This window comes from Pseudomonas flexibilis (genome assembly GCF_000806415.1).
GTDB classification, from domain to species: Bacteria; Pseudomonadota; Gammaproteobacteria; order Pseudomonadales; family Pseudomonadaceae; genus Serpens; species Serpens flexibilis.
Genome location: NZ_JTAK01000004.1, coordinates 245,441 through 266,385, shown reverse-complemented (window position 1 = coordinate 266,385; position 20,945 = coordinate 245,441). Strand labels below are relative to the sequence as shown.

Here is a 20,945-nt window from a genome sequence, read left to right as displayed (position 1 = left end):
CTTGACCATTGAGGAATGCAACGATGTCGATGGCTGACCGCGACGGTGTGATCTGGTACGACGGCAAACTGGTGGAATGGCGCGGCGCGACCACCCATGTGCTGACCCACAGCCTGCACTACGGCATGGGTGTGTTCGAAGGCGTGCGCGCCTACGAGACCCCCCAGGGCACCGCGATCTTCCGCCTGCAGGCGCACACCGATCGTCTGTTCGATTCGGCCCACATCATGGGCATGAAGATTCCTTACACCAAGGAAGAGATCAACGAAGCCACCAAGGCGGCGGTGCGCGAGAACGGCCTGGCCAGTGCCTACATCCGCCCGCTGGCGTTCTACGGTTCCGAAGGCATGGGCATCCGTGCCGACAACCTGAAGGTGCATGTGATTGTCGCCGCCTGGCACTGGGGCGCCTACATGGGCGAGGAAGCGCTGGAGCGCGGCATCAAGATCCGCACCAGCTCGTTCACCCGCCACCACGTGAACATCTCCATGACCCGCGCCAAGGCCAGCGGCCACTACATCAACTCGATGCTGGCCCTGCAGGAAGCCGTTTCCGCCGGTGCCGACGAGGCGCTGCTGCTGGATCCGGAAGGCTACGTGGCCGAGGGTTCGGGCGAGAACATCTTCCTGGTCAAGGACGGCGTGATCTACACCCCCGAGGTGACCGCCTGCCTGAACGGCATCACCCGCAACACCGTGCTGACCCTGGCCCGCGAGCTGGGCGTGGAGATCGTCGAGAAGCGCATCACCCGCGACGAGGTGTACATCGCCGACGAGGCCTTCTTCACCGGCACCGCCGCCGAAGTGACGCCGATCCGCGAGCTGGACGGCCGCCAGATCGGCATCGGTCGTCGCGGCCCGGTCACCGAGAAGCTGCAGAAGGCCTACTTCGACCTGGTCACCGGCAAGACCGATGCCCACCCCGAGTGGCGCACCCTGGTCAAGTGATTCACCAGCGCAGGGTGGGTTAGGCCGCAGGTCGTAACCCACCATCCGGCCCGCAGGGGCGGCCAACGGATGCCTGGCGACATCCTTGGTGGGTTACGCCGCGAGCGCGGCTGACCCACCCTACGGGGACAATTCCTAGTATGAACATTCTGATCATCGGACCCAGCTGGGTCGGCGACATGGTGATGGCCCAGACGCTGTTCACCTGTCTCAAACAGCAACACCCCGGCTGCACCATCGACGTGCTGGCCCCGGAGTGGAGCCGGCCGATCCTCGAGCGTATGCCCGAGGTGCGCGAGGCCCTGAGCTTTCCGCTCGGCCATGGCGTGCTGGAGCTGGCCACCCGCCGGCGTATCGGCAAGTCTCTCAAGGGCCGCTACGACCAGGCGATCCTGCTGCCCAACTCGCTGAAGTCCGCCCTGGTGCCGTTCTTTGCCGGTATTCCCAGGCGCACCGGCTGGAAGGGCGAGATGCGCTATGGGCTGCTCAACGACATCCGCCTCCTCGACAAGCAGCGTTACCCGCTGATGATCGAGCGTTTCATGGCGCTGGCCTATGCGCCGGGCGCCGAGCTGCCACAACCCTATCCGCGCCCGTCGTTGCAGATCGACGAGGCCAGCCGTGCCGCCGCTCTGGAAAAATTCGGCCTGACCCTGGATCGCCCGGTGCTGGCGCTGTGCCCCGGCGCCGAGTTCGGCGAGGCCAAGCGCTGGCCGGCCGAGCATTACGCCAAGGTGGCGGAGATCAAGATCCGCCAGGGCTGGCAGGTCTGGCTGTTCGGCTCGAAGAACGACCACCCCGGTGGCGAGACGATCCGTGAGCGGCTGATTCCCGGCCTGCGCGAGGAAGTCAGCAACCTGGCCGGCCAGACCTCGCTGGCCGAGGCCATCGACCTGATGTCCGCCGCCACGGCGGTGGTGTCCAACGACTCCGGGCTGATGCACGTGGCGGCGGCGCTGAATCGCCCGCTGGTGGCCGTGTACGGCTCCACCTCGCCGCAATTCACCCCGCCGCTGGCCGAGCAGGTGGAGATCGTGCGCCTGGGTCTGGAATGCAGCCCCTGCTTCGAGCGCACCTGCCGCTTCGGTCACTACGACTGCCTGCGCCAGCTCAAGCCGCGCGCGGTGATCGAGGCGCTGGATCGCCTGGTGCCGCAGCCGGTCGAGGTGAAATGAGTGAAGGTGCTGCTGATCAAGACGTCGTCCATGGGCGACGTCATCCACACCCTGCCGGCGCTCACCGATGCCGCGCGCGCCTTTCCCGGCATCCGCTTCGACTGGGTGGTGGAGGAGGGCTTCGCCGAGATTCCCGCCTGGCACCCGGCGGTGGAGCGGGTGATTCCGGTAGCGATTCGCCGCTGGCGCAAGAACCTGTGGAAAACCTTAAAGAATGGCGAGTGGCGCCAGTTCAAGCAGCGCCTGCGTGAGGGCGACTACGACCTGGTGATCGATGCCCAGGGCCTGCTGAAAAGCGCCTGGCTGACCCGTTACTGTCGCGCGCCGGTGGCCGGCCTGGACCGTGACTCAGCCCGCGAGCCGCTGGCCAGCCGCTTCTACGACCGCACCTTCCACGTGCCGAAGGAACAGCACGCCCTGGAACGAGTACGCCAGCTGTTCGCCCAGGCGCTGGGTTATCCGCTGCCCGACTCGATCGGCGACTATGGTCTGGAACGCGCCGCGCTGGCCGAGCCGTCCGCCACCCCCTACATCGTGTTCCTGCATGGCACCACCTGGGCCAGCAAGCACTGGCCGGAAGCCGACTGGCGCGCCCTGGCCGAGCGCCTGAGCGCCGACGGCTGGGCGATCCGTCTGCCGTGGGGCAACCCCGGCGAAAAGGCCCGCGCCGAACGCATCGCCGCCGGCCTGCACGGCGTCGAGGTGCTGCCCAGGCTGAACATCGTCGGCGTCGCCCGCGTGCTGGCCGGCGCCCGCGCCTGCGTGGCGGTGGACACCGGCCTCGGCCACCTGGCCGCGGCGCTGGACGTGCCGAGCATCTCCCTCTACGGCCCGACCCGCCCCGGCCGCGTCGGCGCCTACGGCAAGGGTCAGGTGCACCTGTGCGCCAGCGGGCCGAACGCCGGCAGCGGCGACCGCGACAAGCCCTGTTTCGAGGGGCTGGATGCGGTGCGCGTGTATCCCGAATTGCAGCGCCTGTTGGCGGAGAACCCCTGAATGCGCCTGGCCTTCCTGCTCTACAAGTACTTCCCGTTTGGTGGCCTGCAGCGCGACTTCCTGCGCATTGCCCTGGAATGCCAGCGCCGTGGCCATGCCGTGCGGGTCTACTGCCTGTCCTGGGACGGCGAAGTGCCGGCAGGCTTCGAGCTGCGCCGTGTGCCGGTCAAGGCGTTCAGCAACCACAGCCGTAACCAGAAATACATCGATTGGGTATCTGCCGATCTGGCCCGCGACCCGGTGGACCGCGTGGTGGGCTTCAACAAGATGCCGGGGCTGGACGTCTATTACGCCGCCGATGGCTGTTATGCCGCCAAGATGGCCGGCAAGGGCTGGCTGAGCCGTCTTGGCGGCCGCTACCGGCATTTTTCGGAAACCGAGCGGGCGGTGTTCACCGCCGAGGCGCAAACCCGGATCCTGATGATTTCCGAGGTTCAGCAGCCGTTGTTCATCCGGCATTACGGCACCCCCGCCGAGCGCTTTCACCTGCTGCCTCCGGGCATCTCACCGGATCGGCGGGCGCCAGACAATGCCGCAGCGCTCCGCGCGCAGCTGCGGGAGGAGTTTGGCTGCGGCCAGAACGATCTGCTGGTTCTTCAGCTTGGCTCAGGGTTCAAGACCAAGGGGCTGGACCGCAGCCTGGCAGCACTGGCTGCGTTACCCGAGTCGTTGCGGGCGCGCACCCGGTTGCTGGTGATCGGCCAGGACAATCCCAAGGCGTTCCAGGCCCAGGCGGCCCAGCTGGGCATTGCCGAGCGGGTGCAGTTCCTCGGTGGGCGCAGCGATGTGCCGCGCTTCCTGCTCGGCGCCGACCTGCTGATTCACCCTGCCTACCACGAGAACACCGGTACCGCGCTGCTGGAGGCGCTGGTCGCCGGGCTGCCGGTACTGGTTACCGATGTCTGCGGTTACGCCCACTACATTGCCGAGGCAGACGCCGGCCGGGTGCTGCCCAGCCCCTTCCAGCAGGCGCAATTGAATCAGTGCCTGGCGCAGATGCTGGAGGATGATCAGGCTCGTCAGCGCTGGTCGGCCAATGGCCTGAGCTACGCGGACAGCGCAGATCTTTATTCGATGCCGCAGCGTGCGGCGGATGTGATTCTCGCCGATTGAGCCACAACCGGGCCCGCGCAATGCGGGCTCGACTGAACACCCCCGCTTTCTCCCTGCCCGGTCAAGCGGCCCGCCAGGCATCTTGTTGCTTCGTTTCGTGCCCGGCTTCACGTGCGCATGCTCCCTGCTGGACTTTAATCGGCAATCGGCCGGATGGGGCGCGGGCGTCTGCCGGTGCTCTATGTGTCTGACTCGCTCACAGGAAGTGGCGGCGGTCAATGCTGTATCGCAGTGTGGTGCGGTGTATCATTGGTCGCCTTTACATCGAACTTCCCATCAAATCGCCTGGTCTAGGCTTGGCTATACGCAGGGGAGTGCTGATCAGGAGGTGGATGTTGGCAGACATTTTTCTTGCCGAGCCCTTGAACAACCTATGGGTCGGCAAGGACCCGTTCGTTGCAGTCGAGGCGCTGGACGGTCCCGTTTATAGGCAGAAGGAAGGCCGAGTAGTGTTCCGTGTGGAGCTCGATGGGGCGGCTTACTTCGTCAAGATCCATCGCGGCATCGGCTGGCGGGAAATCTTCAAGAATCTGCTGAGCTTCCGGTTGCCGGTGCTCGGGGCCCGCCAGGAACTGTTGGCCATCCGCTGCTTGGAGCAGGCCGGCATCCCGACCCTGAAGCCCGTCGGCTACGGGCGTCGCGGGCTCAATCCTGCACGTCAGCATTCCTTTCTGATTACCGAAGAGCTGGCTCCGACCATCAGCCTCGAAGACTACTGCCAGGATTGGGAGCGTACGCCTCCGCCCCTGCCGCTCAAGCGGGCGCTGATTGACCGGGTGGCGGATACGCTGCGTGGCATGCACGGGGCGGGGCTCAATCACCGCGACTGCTACCTGTGCCACTTCCTGCTGCACACGGACTGTCCACCTGCCCCAGACAATCTGCGCCTGTCGGTGATCGATTTGCACCGCTCCCAGGTGCGCAGCCGGGTTCCACTGCGCTGGCGCGACAAGGACCTGGCCGGGCTGTACTTCTCTGCCTTGCACATCGGGCTGACGCGCAATGATAAGCTGCGCTTCCTCAAGCGCTACTTTCGCCAGCCGTTACGCGACATCCTGATCCGGGAGGCCAGCCTGCTCAGTTGGCTGGAGCGCAAGGCGGCTCGTTTGCTGGAACGGTATCGGCGAAAATACGCACCCGGTGTTCAGACATAAGGTTGTTGTCCATTGAAGCTGCACGAATTGGCCGGCTCCGGCAGTACCCCCTCGACCCCGCTGGAACTGGAGCTGGCCGACGCAGCAGGGCCGGGCCTTTTGCGTGTCGAGCGTTGGCTGTCGCCGGGGCCCGAAGCCTACGTGGCGCAGGGGCATTGGCGCAGTGGGCCAGTGCAGGCCCGTCTGCTTATCGGGCGGCATGCTGCGGAGCGTTTCCGCCGCGAGCGTGAGGGCGCCAGACTGTTATCAGCCCAGGGCATGGCCGGGCCGCGCCTGCTCGCGGAGGGTATGCAGGCGGGGCAGGGCGGCTGGCTGCTGTACGAGGCTCGCGAAAATGCCGAAGCCCTGGATGCCCGTTGGCGGCGAGTGGCCGGCGAGCCGCTGATTTCGGAACGGCAGCAGGAAGTCCTGGGCGCGGGGCTTGCCGCGTTGGCGACGCTTCACGCCAAGGGCCTGTGGCACGAACGGCCAGGCCTGGATCAGCTGCAGAGCGGTGCCGGTGAAACCTGGTGGCGAGATCCAGGGGCCATCCGTGCTCAGACGCCCGGTACACCCCTTTCACGCGACCGGGTGCTGGATGACCTCGGCCGTTTTTTTGCGCAGCTGCCGGTGCGCGCCGAACCGTTCTTCGAGGAACTGCTGGTGCATTACCTGCTGGTCAACGGAGAACATGCTCTGCCGCTTGAGCGCCTGCTGGACATCTCGCGGCGCATGCGGCGTGAGGGTATGCGCGGGTTTATCCGTAGTCTGGGGCGCACCGGCAAGCACGTGCAGGTCAGCCGTGGACTCGGTGGACTCACCGCAGTGGTCAACGGCGAGGCGGGACGGCTGTCCGCGATTCTTGCTGACCCCGAGGCCGCCATGGCTGGTGGCAAACCTCTCAAGCTTGGTGATACCACCACCGTGGTGCGGGTGGAAACGGACAGCGGTCCGGTGGTTATCAAACGCTACAACCTGCTCGGCTGGCGGCACTGGCTGCGCCGTTGCCTGGTGCCGACCCGCGCCTGGCGCTGCTGGATATCCGGTCATCGTCTGGAGTACCTGGGCATTCCCACTCCCCGTACCCTGGCTGTCATCGAAAATCGTTGCTGCGGATTGCGCGGGCGCAGCTACCTGATCACCGAATTTCGTGCGCTGCCCGACCTGCTGCATCACCTGCAGCCAGACGCTCACACGGTCCCTCCCGAGCCCGAAGTGAACGCCCTCGAACAACTGTTCGCGACGCTGCTGCGCGAGCGCATCAGCCATGGCGATTTCAAGGACACCAACCTGCTGTGGGATCAGGACCACTGGGTGATGATCGATCTGGATGCCATGCGGTATCACCGCTGGGGAGCCCGGTTCAGGAGGGCGTACGAGAAGGATCGGCGCCGAGTGCTGGAGAACTGGCGAGCAGATGCAGCGGCTTTCAGCGTGATTGATGCGCGGCTTCCCCATTACGTCGATGGCTAAGCCGGACAGATATTCAAGAGGAGCGGTCACCGTGAATGAGAATAAGGGCACTCCAGGGAAGCTGGTTAGCGTGGTTATCCCTGCCTACAACTATGCAAAGACCCTGGAGCGTGCTGCTGAGTCGGTCATTGGCCAGCTTGACGAGTCCTCAGAGCTGATCATCATTGATGACGGTTCGAAAGATGAAACTCCCGAAGTGATGCAGCGCCTGGCTGAGCGCCATCCTGGGAAATTTATCGGTATCCGCAAGGAAAATGGCGGTCTTGCCTCGGTTCGCAATCGAGGCATAGCCGAGGGGCGCGGGGATTATCTGATCTTTCTCGATGCGGATGATGAGATGGCACCGGGAGCGCTGGCAGCTATCCGGCAGCACATAGAACGAAACCCGGACACTCGTCTGGTCATCGGTGGTAGCGAAGCAATCTACCCCAACGGGAGGCGGCGTACCCGCGTGCCACCAGCACTACCATCACGGCCAGTGGATCGGGTCCGGGCCTATCTGATAGACCAGACGCTGAATATCTCCAACGGCGCTTGCGTCATGCATCGTGATGTATTCCAGAGAGGGCTGTATCCAAGCCATTTCCGCAATGTGGAGGATATTCCTGTTTTCGCGCAGGTACTGGCATCCTACCCATGTACTACCTTGTCTCAATCTCTGGCTTATATTTATAAGCATGAGGATAGCCTGCGTCATAATCTTGATTATGGGTTGCAGGTGGGTGAAAAACTGATAGCGGAAGTTTTTGATACGCAGCGCCTTCCTGAAAGTATGCAAGTGTTGCGAAGGCCATTCATTGTGAAGCGGTACCTGACGCTTTTTAGAACGTTCTCTCGTGCGGGGGAAAAAGAAAAGGCGTGGGAGTTTTACCGCCAGGCAGTAAAGGCAGATTGGCGTGCATTGTTTAGCTGGTCGTATACGCGAAAAGCTCTGAAGTTATGGGTTCTGGGGCGCTGACTTGAATAAGCCGTTGAAGATACTCCAAGTGCAGCTCTATGAGCGAAATAGCTGCGTTCTAGCCGACGAGATTATTCGTGCCCTGCCGGATAGCTACGAGGTGACTAACGCCTTCCTTTGTGGCGAACCACGCGCGCAGGATCGGGACGAAAAAGGGGCTAGAACGGTTTGTTTCGGATTCCCAGACGCTTGGTTCAAGGGGTTGCGCCTGAGGGTGCTTTGGCGCCTCTATCGTTTTTCCAAGCAAGAAGGCTTCGATATGGTAGTGGCGCATCGCTATAAGCCGATGAGCCTGTTTCTGCAGCTGAATCGCTGGTTGAAATTCAAGCGCCTGGTAGGTGTTCAGCACGGAATTGGTGATCTGGATCGCGGCCATCGGAAGCGGGAGGTGCGTCGCCTGTTGCAGAAGAACTGCTATGTGGTGGCGGTATCTCGGGCCGTTCGCGAGTATCTGCTAAATGCCGGGGCCGGTCTCGACGAGAACAACTGTATCCAGATCGACAATGCCATCGACATCGCTGCGGCCGAGCGAATGCAGCTTGATCGCGAGGAAGCGCGTCGCCAATTGCAATTGCCTGCAGACGGCTTCCTGTTTGGCACCATAGGGCGATTGGTTCCGGTCAAGGGACATATCCATTTGCTGGACGCGTTTGCGCAATTGAAGGATGAATTTCCCCAGGCAAGCGTCGCGATCATCGGAGAGGGGCAATGTCGCGAGGAACTGGAGGCGGCCATCGCGCGTCTGGGTTTGGAAGGGCGCGTATTCCTGCCCGGGGCCAAGCCACAGGCACTGCGCTACGTGCGGGCGTTCGACGTCTTTGTCATGCCCTCGCTGAGCGAGGGACTGCCTCTTGCCCTGTTGGAGGGTATGAGTGGTCATTTGCCTGTGATCGGCTCGAATATTCCCAGCCTGCTGCCCATCCTTGAAGATTGCGGGGGCGGCGTCTTTTCCTCCGGGCAGCCGGACGAGCTGGCCCAGCGCCTGAGAGAAATCCTGTTGCTACCTGGGCAACAGCTGCGGGAACAGGGGGAGCGTTGTTATCGCTACCTGTGTTCCGCACATTCCATCGAGGATTACCATCGCAACTACCGCGAGTTGCTTGCGTTGCCTGAGTAAAAAGGAAGATTCGATGCCGCATTATCTCCCGTTCAACGCTGAAGGCTGGCGAGGCCTAGTGCTGGCAGGCTGGGAAGATGTATTCGCCAAGTTCGACACCTGGTTGGCGGAGAGTGAGGGTGCTCGAATTGTGAATCTGCCTTCCCGGCAGGTCTGGCGTACTGAAACGCCTAAAGGTGTCGTTTTTGTCAAAGTCATTTACCGTGCCAGTGAAGTGAAGGGCCCGCTGCGAGGGACATTCGCATCGCTGAAATGGTTGCTGCGACCCTCTCGGGCGCTAGCGACTCTGCGGATATCAGAATCGTTGCTGAATGCCGGGTTTGAATGTCCTGTTCCGGTATTGGCGGCGCGCCGCCGCACGCGTACTGGTTGGCCTGTGGATGTGTTTATCAGTGCCGAGCGCCGGGAAACCAACTTATATGATCAAATGCTCGGGCTTGGGTGTGCGGAGATTAAGTCTTTGCTCAATCGCGTGGCGCCGGAGTTGAATCGCTTTCATCGTGCTGGGTTTGTTCACGGCGATTGTATTTCCCCGAACTTGGCTTTGAATGAAGCAGGCCGTTTAATTTTTTTCGATAACGACAGAACCTCGCGGGCGCCATTATTTCGGCCGCGTTACGCCCAGAGGCGCAATCTCATTCAGTTTGGTCATCGGCTGACGAATCAACTGGGGAGTACAGAGTATTTCGAGTTTTTTTTAGAGAATTATGTTGCGGCCGGTTCGGGTGCGGCCGCTGGTTCGCGGGAGATTCTCGGCATTCACCGAGCGGTACGCGACCGTCAGCGTACCGCTCGGTGATGGCATTTAGTGAAATCTGGCTAGCACCTGATCCATGGCAATCTTCCAACGGGGCAGATAGGGTTGCGCATGACCGTAAATCAGGTTCAGGGCCTCGCGGCCGGCAGCGCGATGCCGCCGCAAGAGCGTCAGCCAGTGATCGGCTGCCGGACAAGGCGCCTGGGCCTGTTGGCTCAGCCAGTGACTCCAAAAGGCCATGAGCGGAAGGTATAAATCCAGTTCGTCGACACTCAAGGCTTGCTGGCTCTTCCAGGTTTTGAAATGCAGAGGCAGGAGTTCTTGAAGGGACATTCCCGCAGCGCAGGGCAACAGTCGTTCCTGTATCGCTCGCAGGTTGGAGATATTCTGCCCTTTCAGGCGCCGGGTCGCCTGCGTTGGATGGATACGATAGCGTAGAAGCGGCTTGGGGATGTTGGTTAGTCGAATTTCCGGGTTGGAAATTAGGCAGCTCAGAAAGAACGCGTAGTCTTCTCCAAACGCTAGGCCATCGATATAACGCCTGTCGCCGATGCTTGTGCGTCGAAACATCGCGCTAGGGTTAGGGATGGTGCGCCCGAAGAAGAAGTAATTCCACTTAATTTGATCGTCACGAGTCGGGTATTTATTGAGTCGATCGGTTGCGCCGAAATTTTGTAACCAAGTTCCGCAAATGTCTGCAGGTTGATTGCGCAATACATTCAGTTGGGTTTCAAAGCGCTGAGGTATACAGACGTCGTCGCTGTCCATGAGTGCAACGAATTCGCCCTCGCAACTCGCCAAAGCCCGGTTGCGTGCCTGCGATACCCCGCCGTTGGGTTGATCAATGAGCACAATCCGCTCTTCGCGACGCTGATAAGTCGTCAGCAGCTCAAGGGATTGGTCTGTCGATCCGTCATTGACGATGACGATCTGATCGGCTGGAGTTGATTGCTGGAGGACGGAATCCAGCATTTCCGCCAGGTAAGGAGCGGCGTTGTAGACAGGGATGAGCACGCTGAGTGTGGTCATTGAAAGCACGAATCTCGACTGCTGGAGAATAAGTTGTCGGCCGGCGCCATGGATTCTGCATGAGCGCCCACGACGTCGCGGTCGGCAGTCTATCAAATGCCTCGCAGGAGCTCCCGATGCCCTATGGTAGAATCCGCCCCCTGCCGTCCGGGACCTTAGCTGCATGACCAGCCTCAATTCACGCGCCGAAGGCGCCTCCAGCCTCACCATCTACCTCCGCCTACTCGGCTACGTGAAGCCCTACACGGGCTACTTTGCCCTGAGCATCGTTGGCTACGTCATTTTCGCATCCAGCCAGCCCATGCTGGCCGGCATCCTCAAGTACTTTGTCGATGGGCTGGGCAATCCCGAAGCAGTGCTGTTCCCCGACATCAGGTTCCTGCAGGGCTTCCGGTTGCTGGAGCTGGTGCCATTGATGATCGTCGCCATCGCCGCATGGCAGGGCGTCGGGTCTTTCCTCGGCAACTACTTCCTGTCAAAGGTTTCTCTCGGGTTAGTGCACGATCTGCGGGTAGCGCTGTTCGATAGTCTGCTACGTCTGCCCAACCGGTATTTCGACGAGCACAACTCGGGCCACCTGATCTCGCGCATCACCTACAACGTCACCATGGTCACCGGCGCCGCGACTGAGGCGATCAAGATCATGATCCGTGAGGGCCTGACGGTCGTCTTCCTGTTTACCTATCTGCTGTGGATGAACTGGAAGCTGACCCTGGTCATGGTGGCCATCCTGCCGGTCATCGGTGTGATCGTGGGTACCGCGGGCAAGAAGTTCCGCAAGCAGAGCCGGCGCATCCAGGTGGCGATGGGCGATGTCACCCAGGTCGCCTCGGAAACCATCCACGGCTACCGCGTAGTGCGTAGCTTCGGGGGCGAGGACTACGAATACGCACGTTTCTCGGAGGCCAGCGCCAATAACACCAACCGCCAGCTGCGCATGACCCGCACCAACTCGATCTACACGCCGACCCTGCAATTGGTGACGTACACAGGCATGTCGGTGGTGCTGTTCCTGGTGCTCTTGTTGCGCGGCGATGCGACGGCAGGTGATCTGGTGGCCTACATCACTGCAGCCGGTCTGCTGCCCAAGCCGATCAAGCAGCTCTCGGAAATCAGCTCCACCATCCAGAAGGGCCTGGCCGGCGCTGAAAGCATTTTTGAGCAACTGGACACACCCCCGGAGCCGGATCAGGGAACGGTGGAGCGCCAACACGTGAATGGGCGCCTGGAAGTGCGCGACCTGAATTTCCGTTACCCAGGCACAGATAAGCCGGTACTGGCGGGTATCAACTTCTGCGCGGAGCCGGGGCAGATGATTGCGCTGGTCGGTCGCTCTGGCAGCGGCAAGTCGACGCTGGCCAACCTGATCCCCCGCTTTTACCAGCACAGCGAGGGTCAGATTCTGCTGGACGGTGTCGAAGTGCAGGATTATCGACTGCGTAATCTGCGCAGGCATATCGCGCTGGTAACCCAGCAGGTGACCCTTTTCAATGGCTCGGTGGCTGACAATATCGCTTACGGCGATCTGGCCGGCTCACCGCGCGAGGCCATCGAGCAGGCGGCTGAAGCGGCCTATGCACGGGAGTTCATCGACCGGCTGCCGCAGGGCTTCGACACCGAAGTGGGAGAGAACGGCGTGTTGCTCTCGGGTGGTCAGCGGCAACGCCTGGCCATCGCGCGCGCGCTGTTGAAGAACGCGCCGTTGCTGATTCTCGATGAGGCCACTTCGGCGCTGGACACCGAGTCCGAGCGCCATATCCAGGCTGCGCTGGACAAGGTGATGAGCGGGCGGACCACGCTGGTCATTGCCCACCGGTTGTCCACGATCGAGAAAGCCGACCTGATTCTGGTGATGGACCAGGGCCAGATCGTCGAGCGTGGCACGCATGCCGAGCTGCTGGCCCAGAACGGCTATTACGCGCGCCTGCATTCGACGCAGTTCGAGGAGCGGGCCTGAGTTCAGCTGCCGTCGTGCTAGAATCGCGCGCATTTTCGCGCCCTTCTGGAGTCCTCATGCAGCTGTCCATGCCCCGTTTCGATCAGGCCGCCGTGCTGGTGGTCGGTGATGTCATGCTCGACCGCTACTGGCATGGCGGGACTTCGCGTATTTCTCCGGAGGCGCCGGTGCCGGTGGTCAAGGTCGAGCATCGGGAAGACCGTCCTGGCGGTGCGGCCAACGTGGCCCTGAATATCGCTGCTCTAGGCGCACCGGTCCGCCTGATCGGTGTTACCGGCAAGGACGAGGCCGCTCATTGCCTGGAGCAGAGCCTGGCGGCTGCTGGCGTGGTCACCCGCTTCCAGCGCATCGACAGGCAGCCGACCATCGTGAAACTGCGCGTTCTGAGTCGCAGCCAGCAGTTGCTGCGCATGGACTTCGAAGAACCCTTCGAGACCGATACCGCGGCGTTGATCGCTGAAGTCGAGCAGCAACTGGCCGGGGTCAAGGTGCTGGTACTGTCCGACTACGGCAAGGGCGCGCTGCAGAATCACCAGGCGCTGATCCAGGCGGCCCGCGTGCGCGGCGTCCCGGTGCTGGCCGACCCCAAGGGCAAGGACTTCTCCATCTACCGCGGTGCCAGCCTGATCACTCCCAACCTTTCCGAGTTCGAAGCGGTGGTGGGCCGTTGCGCTGATGAGGCCGACCTGGTGGCCAAGGGCAACCGATTGATGGGTGAGCTGGAGCTGGGCGCGTTGCTGGTGACCCGCAGCGAGCATGGCGTGACCCTGCTGCGCCCTGATCATCCGGCCCTTCATCTCCCAGCGCGGGCGCGCGAGGTGTTTGATGTCACCGGCGCCGGGGACACGGTGATTTCCACCCTGGCTGCCGCGCTGGCCGCGGGTGAGGAGCTGCCCCAGGCGACGGCGCTGGCCAACCTGGCTGCCGGCATCGTCGTCGGCAAGTTGGGCACCGCAGCCATCAGCGCGCCGGAGCTGCGGCGCGCGGTACAGCGCGAAAAGGGTTCCGAACGCGGTGTCCTGGGGCTTGAACAACTCAAGCTGGCCATAGAGGATGCCCGCGCCCAGGGCGAGAAGATCGTCTTCACCAACGGCTGCTTCGACATCCTGCATGCCGGCCACGTGACTTACCTGGAGCAAGCCCGTGCCCAGGGCGACCGGCTGATCGTGGCCGTGAACGGTGATGCTTCGGTGACGCGCCTGAAAGGGCCGGGACGTCCGATCAACGCCGTCGACCGCCGTATGGCGGTACTGGCCGGCCTTGAAGCCGTGGATTGGGTAACCAGCTTCGACGAGGACACCCCGGAGAACCTGCTGCACGCATTGCGCCCGGATGTGCTGGTCAAGGGTGGAGACTACGGGATCGAGGGCGTGGTCGGTGGCGACTTCGTGCGTTCCTACGGCGGCGAGGTAAAGGTGCTGGGGCTGGTGGAGAACAGCTCCACCACGGCGATCGTGGAGAAGATTCGCCAGAAGTGAATGAACAAGGCCCGGGTAACCGGGCCTTGTTCATTCAGTGGGCTTGAAGCAACTTCGATCCCCGAAGCCCCTGCCTGAAAATCCGCCGCCGCGCCTTGCGGTTGACGATGGTGTGCTTGGCGGCCTGGTAGGCGGCTTCGAACTGGTCGGTGTCCAGTGCTGCCAGTCGTTCGCGGTAGGGGCGTACGATGGCGTCGAATTGCGCCTCGCTGAGGAAGTCCCTGAAGGTGGCTTTCAGCGTGCCGTAATACAGCTGCCCGAAGATAAGACCCAGCACCGCATCGATGTGCGGGCTCGTGCCGAAGCAGCAGCTTTCGAAGTCGATGAAGGTCAGACGCGATGGGTCCTGGGGGCTCAGCATCAGATTGCCCAGCCAAAGGTCCAGCGGGTAGGCCCGTTTCCCATGCAGGTCCAGCACGGCTTCGCACAGCGTGGCGAGCAGCTCGGGAGCGCGCTCGGGGTGCCGACCCAGCCATTCAGCGCCGTCGCACTGACCGTCCAGGTATTCGTAGATCAGGCAAAGGGCATCGACCAGGCCGGCACGGGTGCGATAGCCATAGCCCAGCAGGCGCGGGCAGGGAATGCCCAGCGCCTCGGCCTGGAGATGATTGACCAGCTCCACCAGCTCCCAGTCCAGTCCTTTGCCGGGCGAGGGAAGTCCAAAGGTGATGCGCAGGCGGCGGCTCAGGCTGCGGATCGGCGTGGTCTTGATGAAGCAGTGGCCAAATGCCGATTGGTGGGTGGTCAGTCGCCGGCCGTCTTCCAGCCTATCGAACTGGTCGGCAATCGAAGCCAGCAGTTCGGCATCGGGCGCCTGGTAAAGCTGGAAGCGGATGCCCTGGTGGTTCAGGTGGACGGGTAGGCTGGGGTGCTGGCCAGCAAGGTACGGCATGACGAATCCTTGAAGGGGCCGGAAACGGGCCGGCATTTTCGCACAGTGCGATCCCGCTGGCTGCCCTGCCATGCGGCTGCGGCAGGCGAGTCATAGGCGCCCTCAACCCCCACACGCATCATCCTGGTTCTCCGCCGAATCGGGACGATATCCATGACCACCACCCTCCAGGGCCACGCCCTGGCCCTGCTCAATCGCCTGGCCCGGGCCGACTGGCCGGATCGATTCAAACTGCGCAAGCCGCTGGAAGGCCTGTTGCTACGTGGCAGTCGCGCCGGCTTCCGACTGGCCGGGCGCCGGTCGGCTCACGGGTCCACGCGGCCGCTGCTGAGCGGGCCTGCGGAGCTGTTCGACCTGTCGCTGAGCGAGGAACAGCAACTGCTGCGCGACATGCTGGCCCCGTTCGCCGTCGAGGTCATGCGCCCGGCGGCGCTGGAGGCGGATGCGCAGGGTAACCTTCCCCCGGCGCTGCGAGCGCAGGCGGCTGCCCTCGGGCTGGTGCATTACGGCGTGCCGGAGTCCATGGGCGGGCTGGCCGGTGGCCCGACAGCGCTGACCACGGCCCTGCTGGCCGAAACCCTGGCCCAGGGGGATCTGTCCCTGGCCGCCGCCTTGCTGCAGCCCCTGTCGGCGGCCCATTGCCTGCGCCGCTGGAGCAGTACCGAGCAGCAGCAACGCTGGTTGCCGGCCTTGCTGCACGAAGATGCACCGCACTATGCCCTGGCCATCCACGAGCCGCAGGTACTGGCCGATCCCGCACGGCCCGCCACCCGCGCGCGCAAGCGCGGCGGGCAGTATCGGCTCGATGGCGAAAAGTGCCTGGTGCTGCAGGGCGGGGACGCCGAATACCTGATCGTCTCGGCGCAGTGCAGTGACGGGCCGGCGCTGTTCCGGGTGCCGGCCGACACTGACGGCCTCTCGCGCCAGCCGGAGCCGGCCATGGGGCTGAAGGCCTGCGCCACCACTCGCATCCGCCTGCGTCAGGTGAAGGTCGAGCGTGACGCCCGGCTTGCGGGGCGCGGCTTCGATCATCGGGTCTTTCTCGATCTGTCCGCCCTCGGCTGGTGCGCCCTGGCGGTGGGCACCTGCCAGGCGGCGCTCGACTACGTGATCGCCTACTGCAACGACCGCCACGCCTTTGGTGAGCCCATCAGCCACCGTCAGGGCGTGGCGTTCAGCATCGCCGACATGGCCATCGAGCTGGAGGGCATGCGCCTGCTGCTCTGGCGGGCCTGCGCGCGCGCCGACCGGGGGCTGGATTTCCAGGAGCAGGCCTGGCGCGCCCGGCTGTTCTGCAGCGAACACGCCCCGCGCATTGGTAGCGCCGCGGTGCAACTGCTGGGTGGGCATGGCTTCACCCAGGAACACCCGGTCGAGCGCTGGTACCGGGACCTGCGCGCCGTGGGCGTGCTCAACGGCGCAATGCCGCTCTGAGGATCAGCCATGTATCTGGAAACTCCGCGAAAATTCCGCGCGCTGGTCAGCCAGGCGCACCAGGTGGCGGCGAACTACCTGCGACCGCTGTCCCGCACCTACGACCGTGCCGAGCATGCCTACCCCAAGGAGCTGGACATGCTTGCCGCGCTGCTCGACGGCATGAATGCCGGCTCGCCGGATGCGGTGGGAGCTGGCGCGGCGGGCAAGCGCAGCGAGGGCACTGCCGACGGCGTACGCAATGGCGGCAACCTGTCCGCCTGCCTGGCGGTGATGGAAATGTGCTGGGGCGATGTCGGCCTGCTGCTGTCCATGCCGCGCCAGGGGCTGGGCAATGCCGCGATCGCTGCCGTGGCCAACGAGGAACAGCGCCAGCGCTTTGCCTCTGTCTGGGCCGCCATGGCCATCACCGAGCCCGGCTGCGGTTCGGACTCGGCGGCCATCCGTACCACGGCGGTGCGCGACGGCGACCACTACGTCCTCAACGGCGAGAAGATCTTCGTCACCGCTGGCGCGCGGGCCGATGCCGTGGTGGTCTGGGCGACCCTGGACCGCAGCCTCGGGCGGGCCGCCATCAAGTCCTTCGTGGTGGAAAAGGGCACGCCGGGCATGACCGTGACCCGGCTGGAGAAGAAGCTCGGTATCAAGGCTTCGGACACCGCCTCGATCAGTTTTCAGGATTGCCGGGTGCCCGCCGCCAACCTGCTGGGCAGTCCCGATATCGATACGCAGAAGGGCTTTGCCGGGGTGATGGAGACATTCGACAACACCCGGCCGCTGGTGGCCGCCATGGCGGTGGGCCTGGCGCGGGCGGCGCTGGATCGCAGCCGTACGCTGTTGAAGCAGGCAGGATGTCGCTTCGACCGCCAGCGCCCCCTGCTGGTGCTGCAGCACGCCGAAGCCTGCTGGCATCGCTACGAAGCGGAGTGGGAGGCGGCGCGGCTGCTCACCCTCAAGGCAGCCTGGATGGCCGATAACCGAATGCCGAACTCGAAGGAGGCCTCGATTGCCAAGGCCAAGGCAGGCCGCATGGTCGGCGAGGTGACCCTTGGCTGCTTGGCGCTGGTAGGGCCGCAGGGTTATGGCGAGGACGAGCTGCTGGAGAAGTGGGCGCGCGATGCCAAGATTCTCGACATCTTCGAGGGCACTCAGCAGATCCAGCAATTGATCATTGCCCGCCGGCTGCTCGGCAAGAGCTCCGCCGAACTGAAGTAGGGCCACGTGGGGCGGGCCGCCGGTAGGGTGCACACGGCGGCCGGAAAAGGCGCCGACCGCCCTACGGATCGGCCAGGTGTAGGGTGGTTAACGCAGCGCGTTGGCCACCATGAAGATCACCGCAACGGTGACCGGCAATGGGCAGTGCAGACCCTCGCCGCCCAGCCTCAGAACCGATAGATCTCCACGTCGGTCCGCAGCGGCTCGACGGTGGGAATCTGCGGAGCCTGAGGCTCGCTCGGGCGTGCCTTGCGGGCGGCGACGATCTGTCGCGACAGCGGCTCGATGGCGCCGGCGAGCTGCTCGGCCAGTTGCTGCAGCAACTGGCTCTGGGCGCGGATCTGGTCGGCGGTGCTGCCCTGGTGTGCCGCCTCCAGGCGCACCAGGCGACTGTCGCGCAGCTTGCCGTTGCGGTCCAGCAGGCGCCACTGGCCTTCCAGCACGGCCGGCTTCTGTGGACCGGAGTCCAGCCGGGAAATGCTCAGGCGCACTTCAATATCCGGCTCGAAACCGGCGGCCGGTTCCAGGGCGACGCGCTGGCCGCTCAGACGGCCGGCCAGGCGTTGCAGCATGACATTGTCGATGTTGTCGCCCAGATTGCCGGCCCAGCGGGCACCGAGGTCGGGCACCAGACTGCCATCGGCCTGGCGCTGCAGCACCGCATCGCTCTGGTTGAGGTAGTCGGCCAGGTCCACCGGTTCCAGCAGTACCATCAGGCCGGAGGCCTTTTCCTTGATTGTCGGACTGCCGCTGTCCAGCTGATAGAGCACGGCGGGTGGGCGGCTGATACAACCTCCCACCGCCAACAGTCCTGTCAGCAGCGACAGCGCCGCAAAGCGCATGTACTTCATCATTCACCCAGAAGGCCGCAAGGGGCGGCCGGATTGGCAGCAAGCTGGGCCGGCGGGTTTCGCCGGCCCGTGATTCTAATGTGCGGTCAGGTCGCCACGTGACGCCAGGGGCGTGCAGGCGGGGCGGCTGGCGCTTGGTGCCGGGCATTCTCCCAGCACTACCCTCAGATTTCCACCTGCAGCGCGTCGACCCGCTGGAAGCCGCGCGGCAGCTTGTTGCCGCGCCGCCCACGTTCGCCCTGGTAGTGGGCCAGATCCTCGCCCTTGAGTGTCAGCGTGCGCTTGCCAGCCTGCAGCACCAGGTTGGCGCCTTCGGGCAGCACGGCCAGCGCGGTGACGTATTCCTCCCGAGAGGCCACGCGGTCGGCGGGAATGCTGATCAGCTTGTTGCCCTTGCCCTTGGGCAGCTGCGGCAGCTCGGCGATGCGGAACAGCAGCAGGCGGCCGTCGCTGGTGGCCGCTGCCAGCCAGTCCTGTTCGCGGTTGCTCAGCGGTAGCGGCGGCAGCACTTTGGCGCCGGTCGGCAGGGTGAGCAGGGCCTTGCCGGCCTTGTTCTTGGCCTGCATGTCGTCGCCTTTGGCGACGAAGCCGTAGCCGGCATCCGAAGCCATGACATACAGCGCCTCGTCGTCCGGCAGCAGTACGCATTCGAAGCTGGCGCCGGGCGGTGGGGTCAGGCGACCGGTCAGCGGCTCGCCCTGGCCGCGCGCAGACGGCAGCGAATGGGCGGCCAGCGAATAGCTGCGCCCGGTGGAATCGATAAACACCGCGTACTGGTTGGAGCGGCCCGGCGCAGCGGACTTGAAGCTGTCCCCGGCCTTGTAGGACAGCCCGGCGGCATCCACCTCGTGGCCCTTGGCGCAACGCACCCAGCCCATCTCGGAGAGCACCACGGTGACCGGCTCGGACGGCAGCAATTCGGTCTCCGACAGCGCGCGGGCCTCGGCGCGCTCGATGATCGGCGAGCGGCGCGCATCGCCGTAGGTCTCGGCGTCCTCCAGCAGCTCCTTGCGCACCAGCTTCTTCAGCTTGGCCTCGCTGCCCAGCAGGGCCAGCAGCTTCTCGCGTTCCTTGGCCAGTTCGTCCTGCTCGCCGCGAATCTTCATTTCCTCCAGGCGGGCCAGTTGGCGCAGCCGGGTGTCGAGGATGTAGTCGGTCTGCAGATCGCTGAGGCCGAAGCGCTCCATCAGCACCGGCTTGGGCTGATCCTCGTTGCGGATGATGGCGATCACTTCGTCGAGATTGAGGAAGGCGATCAGCAGGCCTTCCAGCAGGTGCAGGCGTTTCTCCACCTTGTCCAGGCGGAACTGCAGGCGGCGGCGCACGGTGCCGATGCGGTAGGTCAGCCATTCGCCGAGCAGGGTGCGCAGGTCCTTGACCTGCGGGCGACCGTCCAGGCCGATGACGTTCATGTTCACCCGGTAGCTGGATTCCAGGTCCGTGGTGGCGAACAGGTGACGCATCAGGTCTTCCACGTCCACGCGGTTGGAGCGCGGGATGATGACGATGCGGCAGGGATTCTCGTGGTCGGATTCGTCGCGCAGGTCCGCGACCATCGGCAGCTTCTTGGCCTGCATCTGCGCGGCGATCTGCTCCAGCACCTTGGCGCCGGAGACCTGGTGCGGCAGCGCGGTGATCACCACATCGCCATCCTCCACGCGGTACACGGCACGCATGCGCACCGAGCCGCGGCCGGTTTCGTAGACCTTGAGCAGGTCGGCGCGTGAGGTGATCACCTCCGCCTCGGTGGGAAAATCCGGGCCGGGTACGTGTTCGCACAGTTGCGCCACCGTGGCGTTCGGCTCGTCCAGCAGGCGCACGCAGGCCGCAGCCACCTCGCGCAGGTTGTGGGGCGGCACGTCGGTGGCCATGCCCACGGCGATGCCGGTGGTGCCGTTGAGCAGCAGGTTGGGCAGGCGTGCCGGCAGTACCGCCGGTTCTTCCAGCGTGCCGTCGAAGTTGGGCACCCAGTCGCTGGTGCCCTGGCCCAATTCGCTGAGCAGCACCTCGGAATAGCGCGACAGGCGCGCCTCGGTATAGCGCATGGCGGCGAACGACTTGGGATCGTCCGGCGCGCCCCAGTTGCCCTGGCCGTCCACCAGGGTGTAGCGGTAGCTGAACGGCTGGGCCATCAGCACCATGGCCTCGTAGCAGGCCGAATCGCCGTGGGGGTGGAACTTGCCGAGCACGTCACCTACGGTACGCGCCGACTTCTTGTGCTTGGCGTCGGCGTTCAGGCCCAGTTCGCTCATGGCGTAGACGATGCGGCGCTGCACCGGCTTGAGGCCGTCGCCGATGTGCGGCAAGGCCCGATCCATGATCACGTACATGGAATAGTTCAGGTAGGCCTGTTCGGTGAACTCGGCGAGGGAGCGGCGCTCCACGCCATCCAGGCTGAGGTCGAGGGTTTCGCTCATGGT

At 64.0% G+C, this 20,945-nt stretch carries 17 protein-coding genes; 13 read left to right on the top strand and 4 right to left on the bottom strand.

The features are described from left to right. Window positions 1-23 precede the first annotated feature (23 nt). The 9 genes from PT85_RS10465 to PT85_RS18035 all read left to right on the top strand — a co-directional run bounded on the left by PT85_RS10465 (window position 24) and on the right by PT85_RS18035 (window position 9,711). A complete protein-coding gene (locus PT85_RS10465) occupies window positions 24-947 on the top strand; it encodes a branched-chain amino acid transaminase (RefSeq protein WP_027590168.1) in 924 nt (307 codons plus the stop codon). A 140-nt stretch (window positions 948-1,087) separates the two neighbouring features. Beyond that, complete coding sequence (waaF, locus tag PT85_RS10460; protein ID WP_039606611.1) at window positions 1,088-2,122, top strand: lipopolysaccharide heptosyltransferase II; 1,035 nt, start codon at window positions 1,088-1,090, stop codon at window positions 2,120-2,122. After that, window positions 2,123-3,118 carry a lipopolysaccharide heptosyltransferase I gene (gene waaC, locus PT85_RS10455; protein ID WP_039606610.1) on the top strand — a complete coding sequence of 332 codons (996 nt, stop codon included), beginning with the start codon at window positions 2,123-2,125 and terminating at the stop codon, window positions 3,116-3,118. Beyond that, on the top strand, window positions 3,119-4,231 hold the full coding sequence (locus tag PT85_RS10450; protein WP_039606609.1) for a glycosyltransferase family 4 protein: 1,113 nt from the start codon (window positions 3,119-3,121) through the stop codon (window positions 4,229-4,231). A 332-nt stretch (window positions 4,232-4,563) separates the two neighbouring features. Further along, the gene (gene rfaP / locus PT85_RS10445; RefSeq protein WP_039606608.1) at window positions 4,564-5,385 is read left to right on the top strand and encodes a lipopolysaccharide core heptose(I) kinase RfaP; all 822 of its coding nucleotides are present in this window, start codon (window positions 4,564-4,566) and stop codon (window positions 5,383-5,385) included. 12 nt (window positions 5,386-5,397) lie between these two features. Beyond that, entirely contained in the window at window positions 5,398-6,837 is a 1,440-nt protein-coding gene (locus PT85_RS10440) for a lipopolysaccharide kinase InaA family protein (RefSeq protein WP_027590163.1), read from the top strand. 31 nt (window positions 6,838-6,868) lie between these two features. Further along, the gene (locus PT85_RS17780) at window positions 6,869-7,795 is read left to right on the top strand and encodes a glycosyltransferase family 2 protein (protein ID WP_234702693.1); all 927 of its coding nucleotides are present in this window, start codon (window positions 6,869-6,871) and stop codon (window positions 7,793-7,795) included. Between the two features lie 28 nt (window positions 7,796-7,823). Then, entirely contained in the window at window positions 7,824-8,912 is a 1,089-nt protein-coding gene (locus PT85_RS10425; RefSeq protein ID WP_234702692.1) for a glycosyltransferase, read from the top strand. A 13-nt stretch (window positions 8,913-8,925) separates the two neighbouring features. Further along, window positions 8,926-9,711: a lipopolysaccharide kinase InaA family protein gene (locus PT85_RS18035; RefSeq protein ID WP_074467507.1), complete on the top strand. Its 786-nt coding sequence runs from the start codon at window positions 8,926-8,928 to the stop codon at window positions 9,709-9,711. 6 nt (window positions 9,712-9,717) lie between these two features. Here the strand turns inward: PT85_RS18035 and PT85_RS17500 are convergent, their stop codons facing one another. Continuing rightward, the gene (locus tag PT85_RS17500) at window positions 9,718-10,698 is read right to left on the bottom strand and encodes a glycosyltransferase family 2 protein (RefSeq protein WP_052237658.1); all 981 of its coding nucleotides are present in this window, start codon (window positions 10,696-10,698) and stop codon (window positions 9,718-9,720) included. A 163-nt stretch (window positions 10,699-10,861) separates the two neighbouring features. Here PT85_RS17500 and msbA point away from each other — a divergent pair, with 163 nt between their 5' ends. Next, window positions 10,862-12,655, top strand: coding sequence for a lipid A export permease/ATP-binding protein MsbA (gene msbA, locus PT85_RS10415; protein WP_027589056.1), 1,794 nt, complete (start codon window positions 10,862-10,864; stop codon window positions 12,653-12,655). A 56-nt stretch (window positions 12,656-12,711) separates the two neighbouring features. Next, a complete protein-coding gene (gene hldE, locus PT85_RS10410) occupies window positions 12,712-14,133 on the top strand; it encodes a bifunctional D-glycero-beta-D-manno-heptose-7-phosphate kinase/D-glycero-beta-D-manno-heptose 1-phosphate adenylyltransferase HldE (protein WP_039606604.1) in 1,422 nt (473 codons plus the stop codon). Window positions 14,134-14,167: 34 nt separating this feature from the next. Here the strand turns inward: hldE and PT85_RS10405 are convergent, their stop codons facing one another. Then, the gene (locus tag PT85_RS10405) at window positions 14,168-15,025 is read right to left on the bottom strand and encodes a BUD32 family EKC/KEOPS complex subunit (protein WP_039606603.1); all 858 of its coding nucleotides are present in this window, start codon (window positions 15,023-15,025) and stop codon (window positions 14,168-14,170) included. 153 nt (window positions 15,026-15,178) lie between these two features. Between PT85_RS10405 and PT85_RS10400 the strand changes: the two genes are divergently transcribed. Together PT85_RS10400 and PT85_RS10395 are read left to right on the top strand one after the other, a co-directional pair. Next, entirely contained in the window at window positions 15,179-16,459 is a 1,281-nt protein-coding gene (locus PT85_RS10400; RefSeq protein ID WP_039606602.1) for an acyl-CoA dehydrogenase family protein, read from the top strand. A 9-nt stretch (window positions 16,460-16,468) separates the two neighbouring features. After that, window positions 16,469-17,674 carry an acyl-CoA dehydrogenase family protein gene (locus PT85_RS10395; RefSeq protein WP_039606601.1) on the top strand — a complete coding sequence of 402 codons (1,206 nt, stop codon included), beginning with the start codon at window positions 16,469-16,471 and terminating at the stop codon, window positions 17,672-17,674. A gap of 167 nt (window positions 17,675-17,841) precedes the next feature. On the opposite strand, the gene PT85_RS10390 is transcribed toward PT85_RS10395, so the two are convergent. Together PT85_RS10390 and parC are read right to left on the bottom strand one after the other, a co-directional pair. Then, entirely contained in the window at window positions 17,842-18,525 is a 684-nt protein-coding gene (locus PT85_RS10390) for a PqiC family protein (protein WP_027589051.1), read from the bottom strand. Window positions 18,526-18,689: 164 nt separating this feature from the next. Next, window positions 18,690-20,942 carry a DNA topoisomerase IV subunit A gene (gene parC / locus PT85_RS10385; RefSeq protein WP_039606600.1) on the bottom strand — a complete coding sequence of 751 codons (2,253 nt, stop codon included), beginning with the start codon at window positions 20,940-20,942 and terminating at the stop codon, window positions 18,690-18,692. Between the last annotated feature and the right edge of the window lie 3 nt (window positions 20,943-20,945).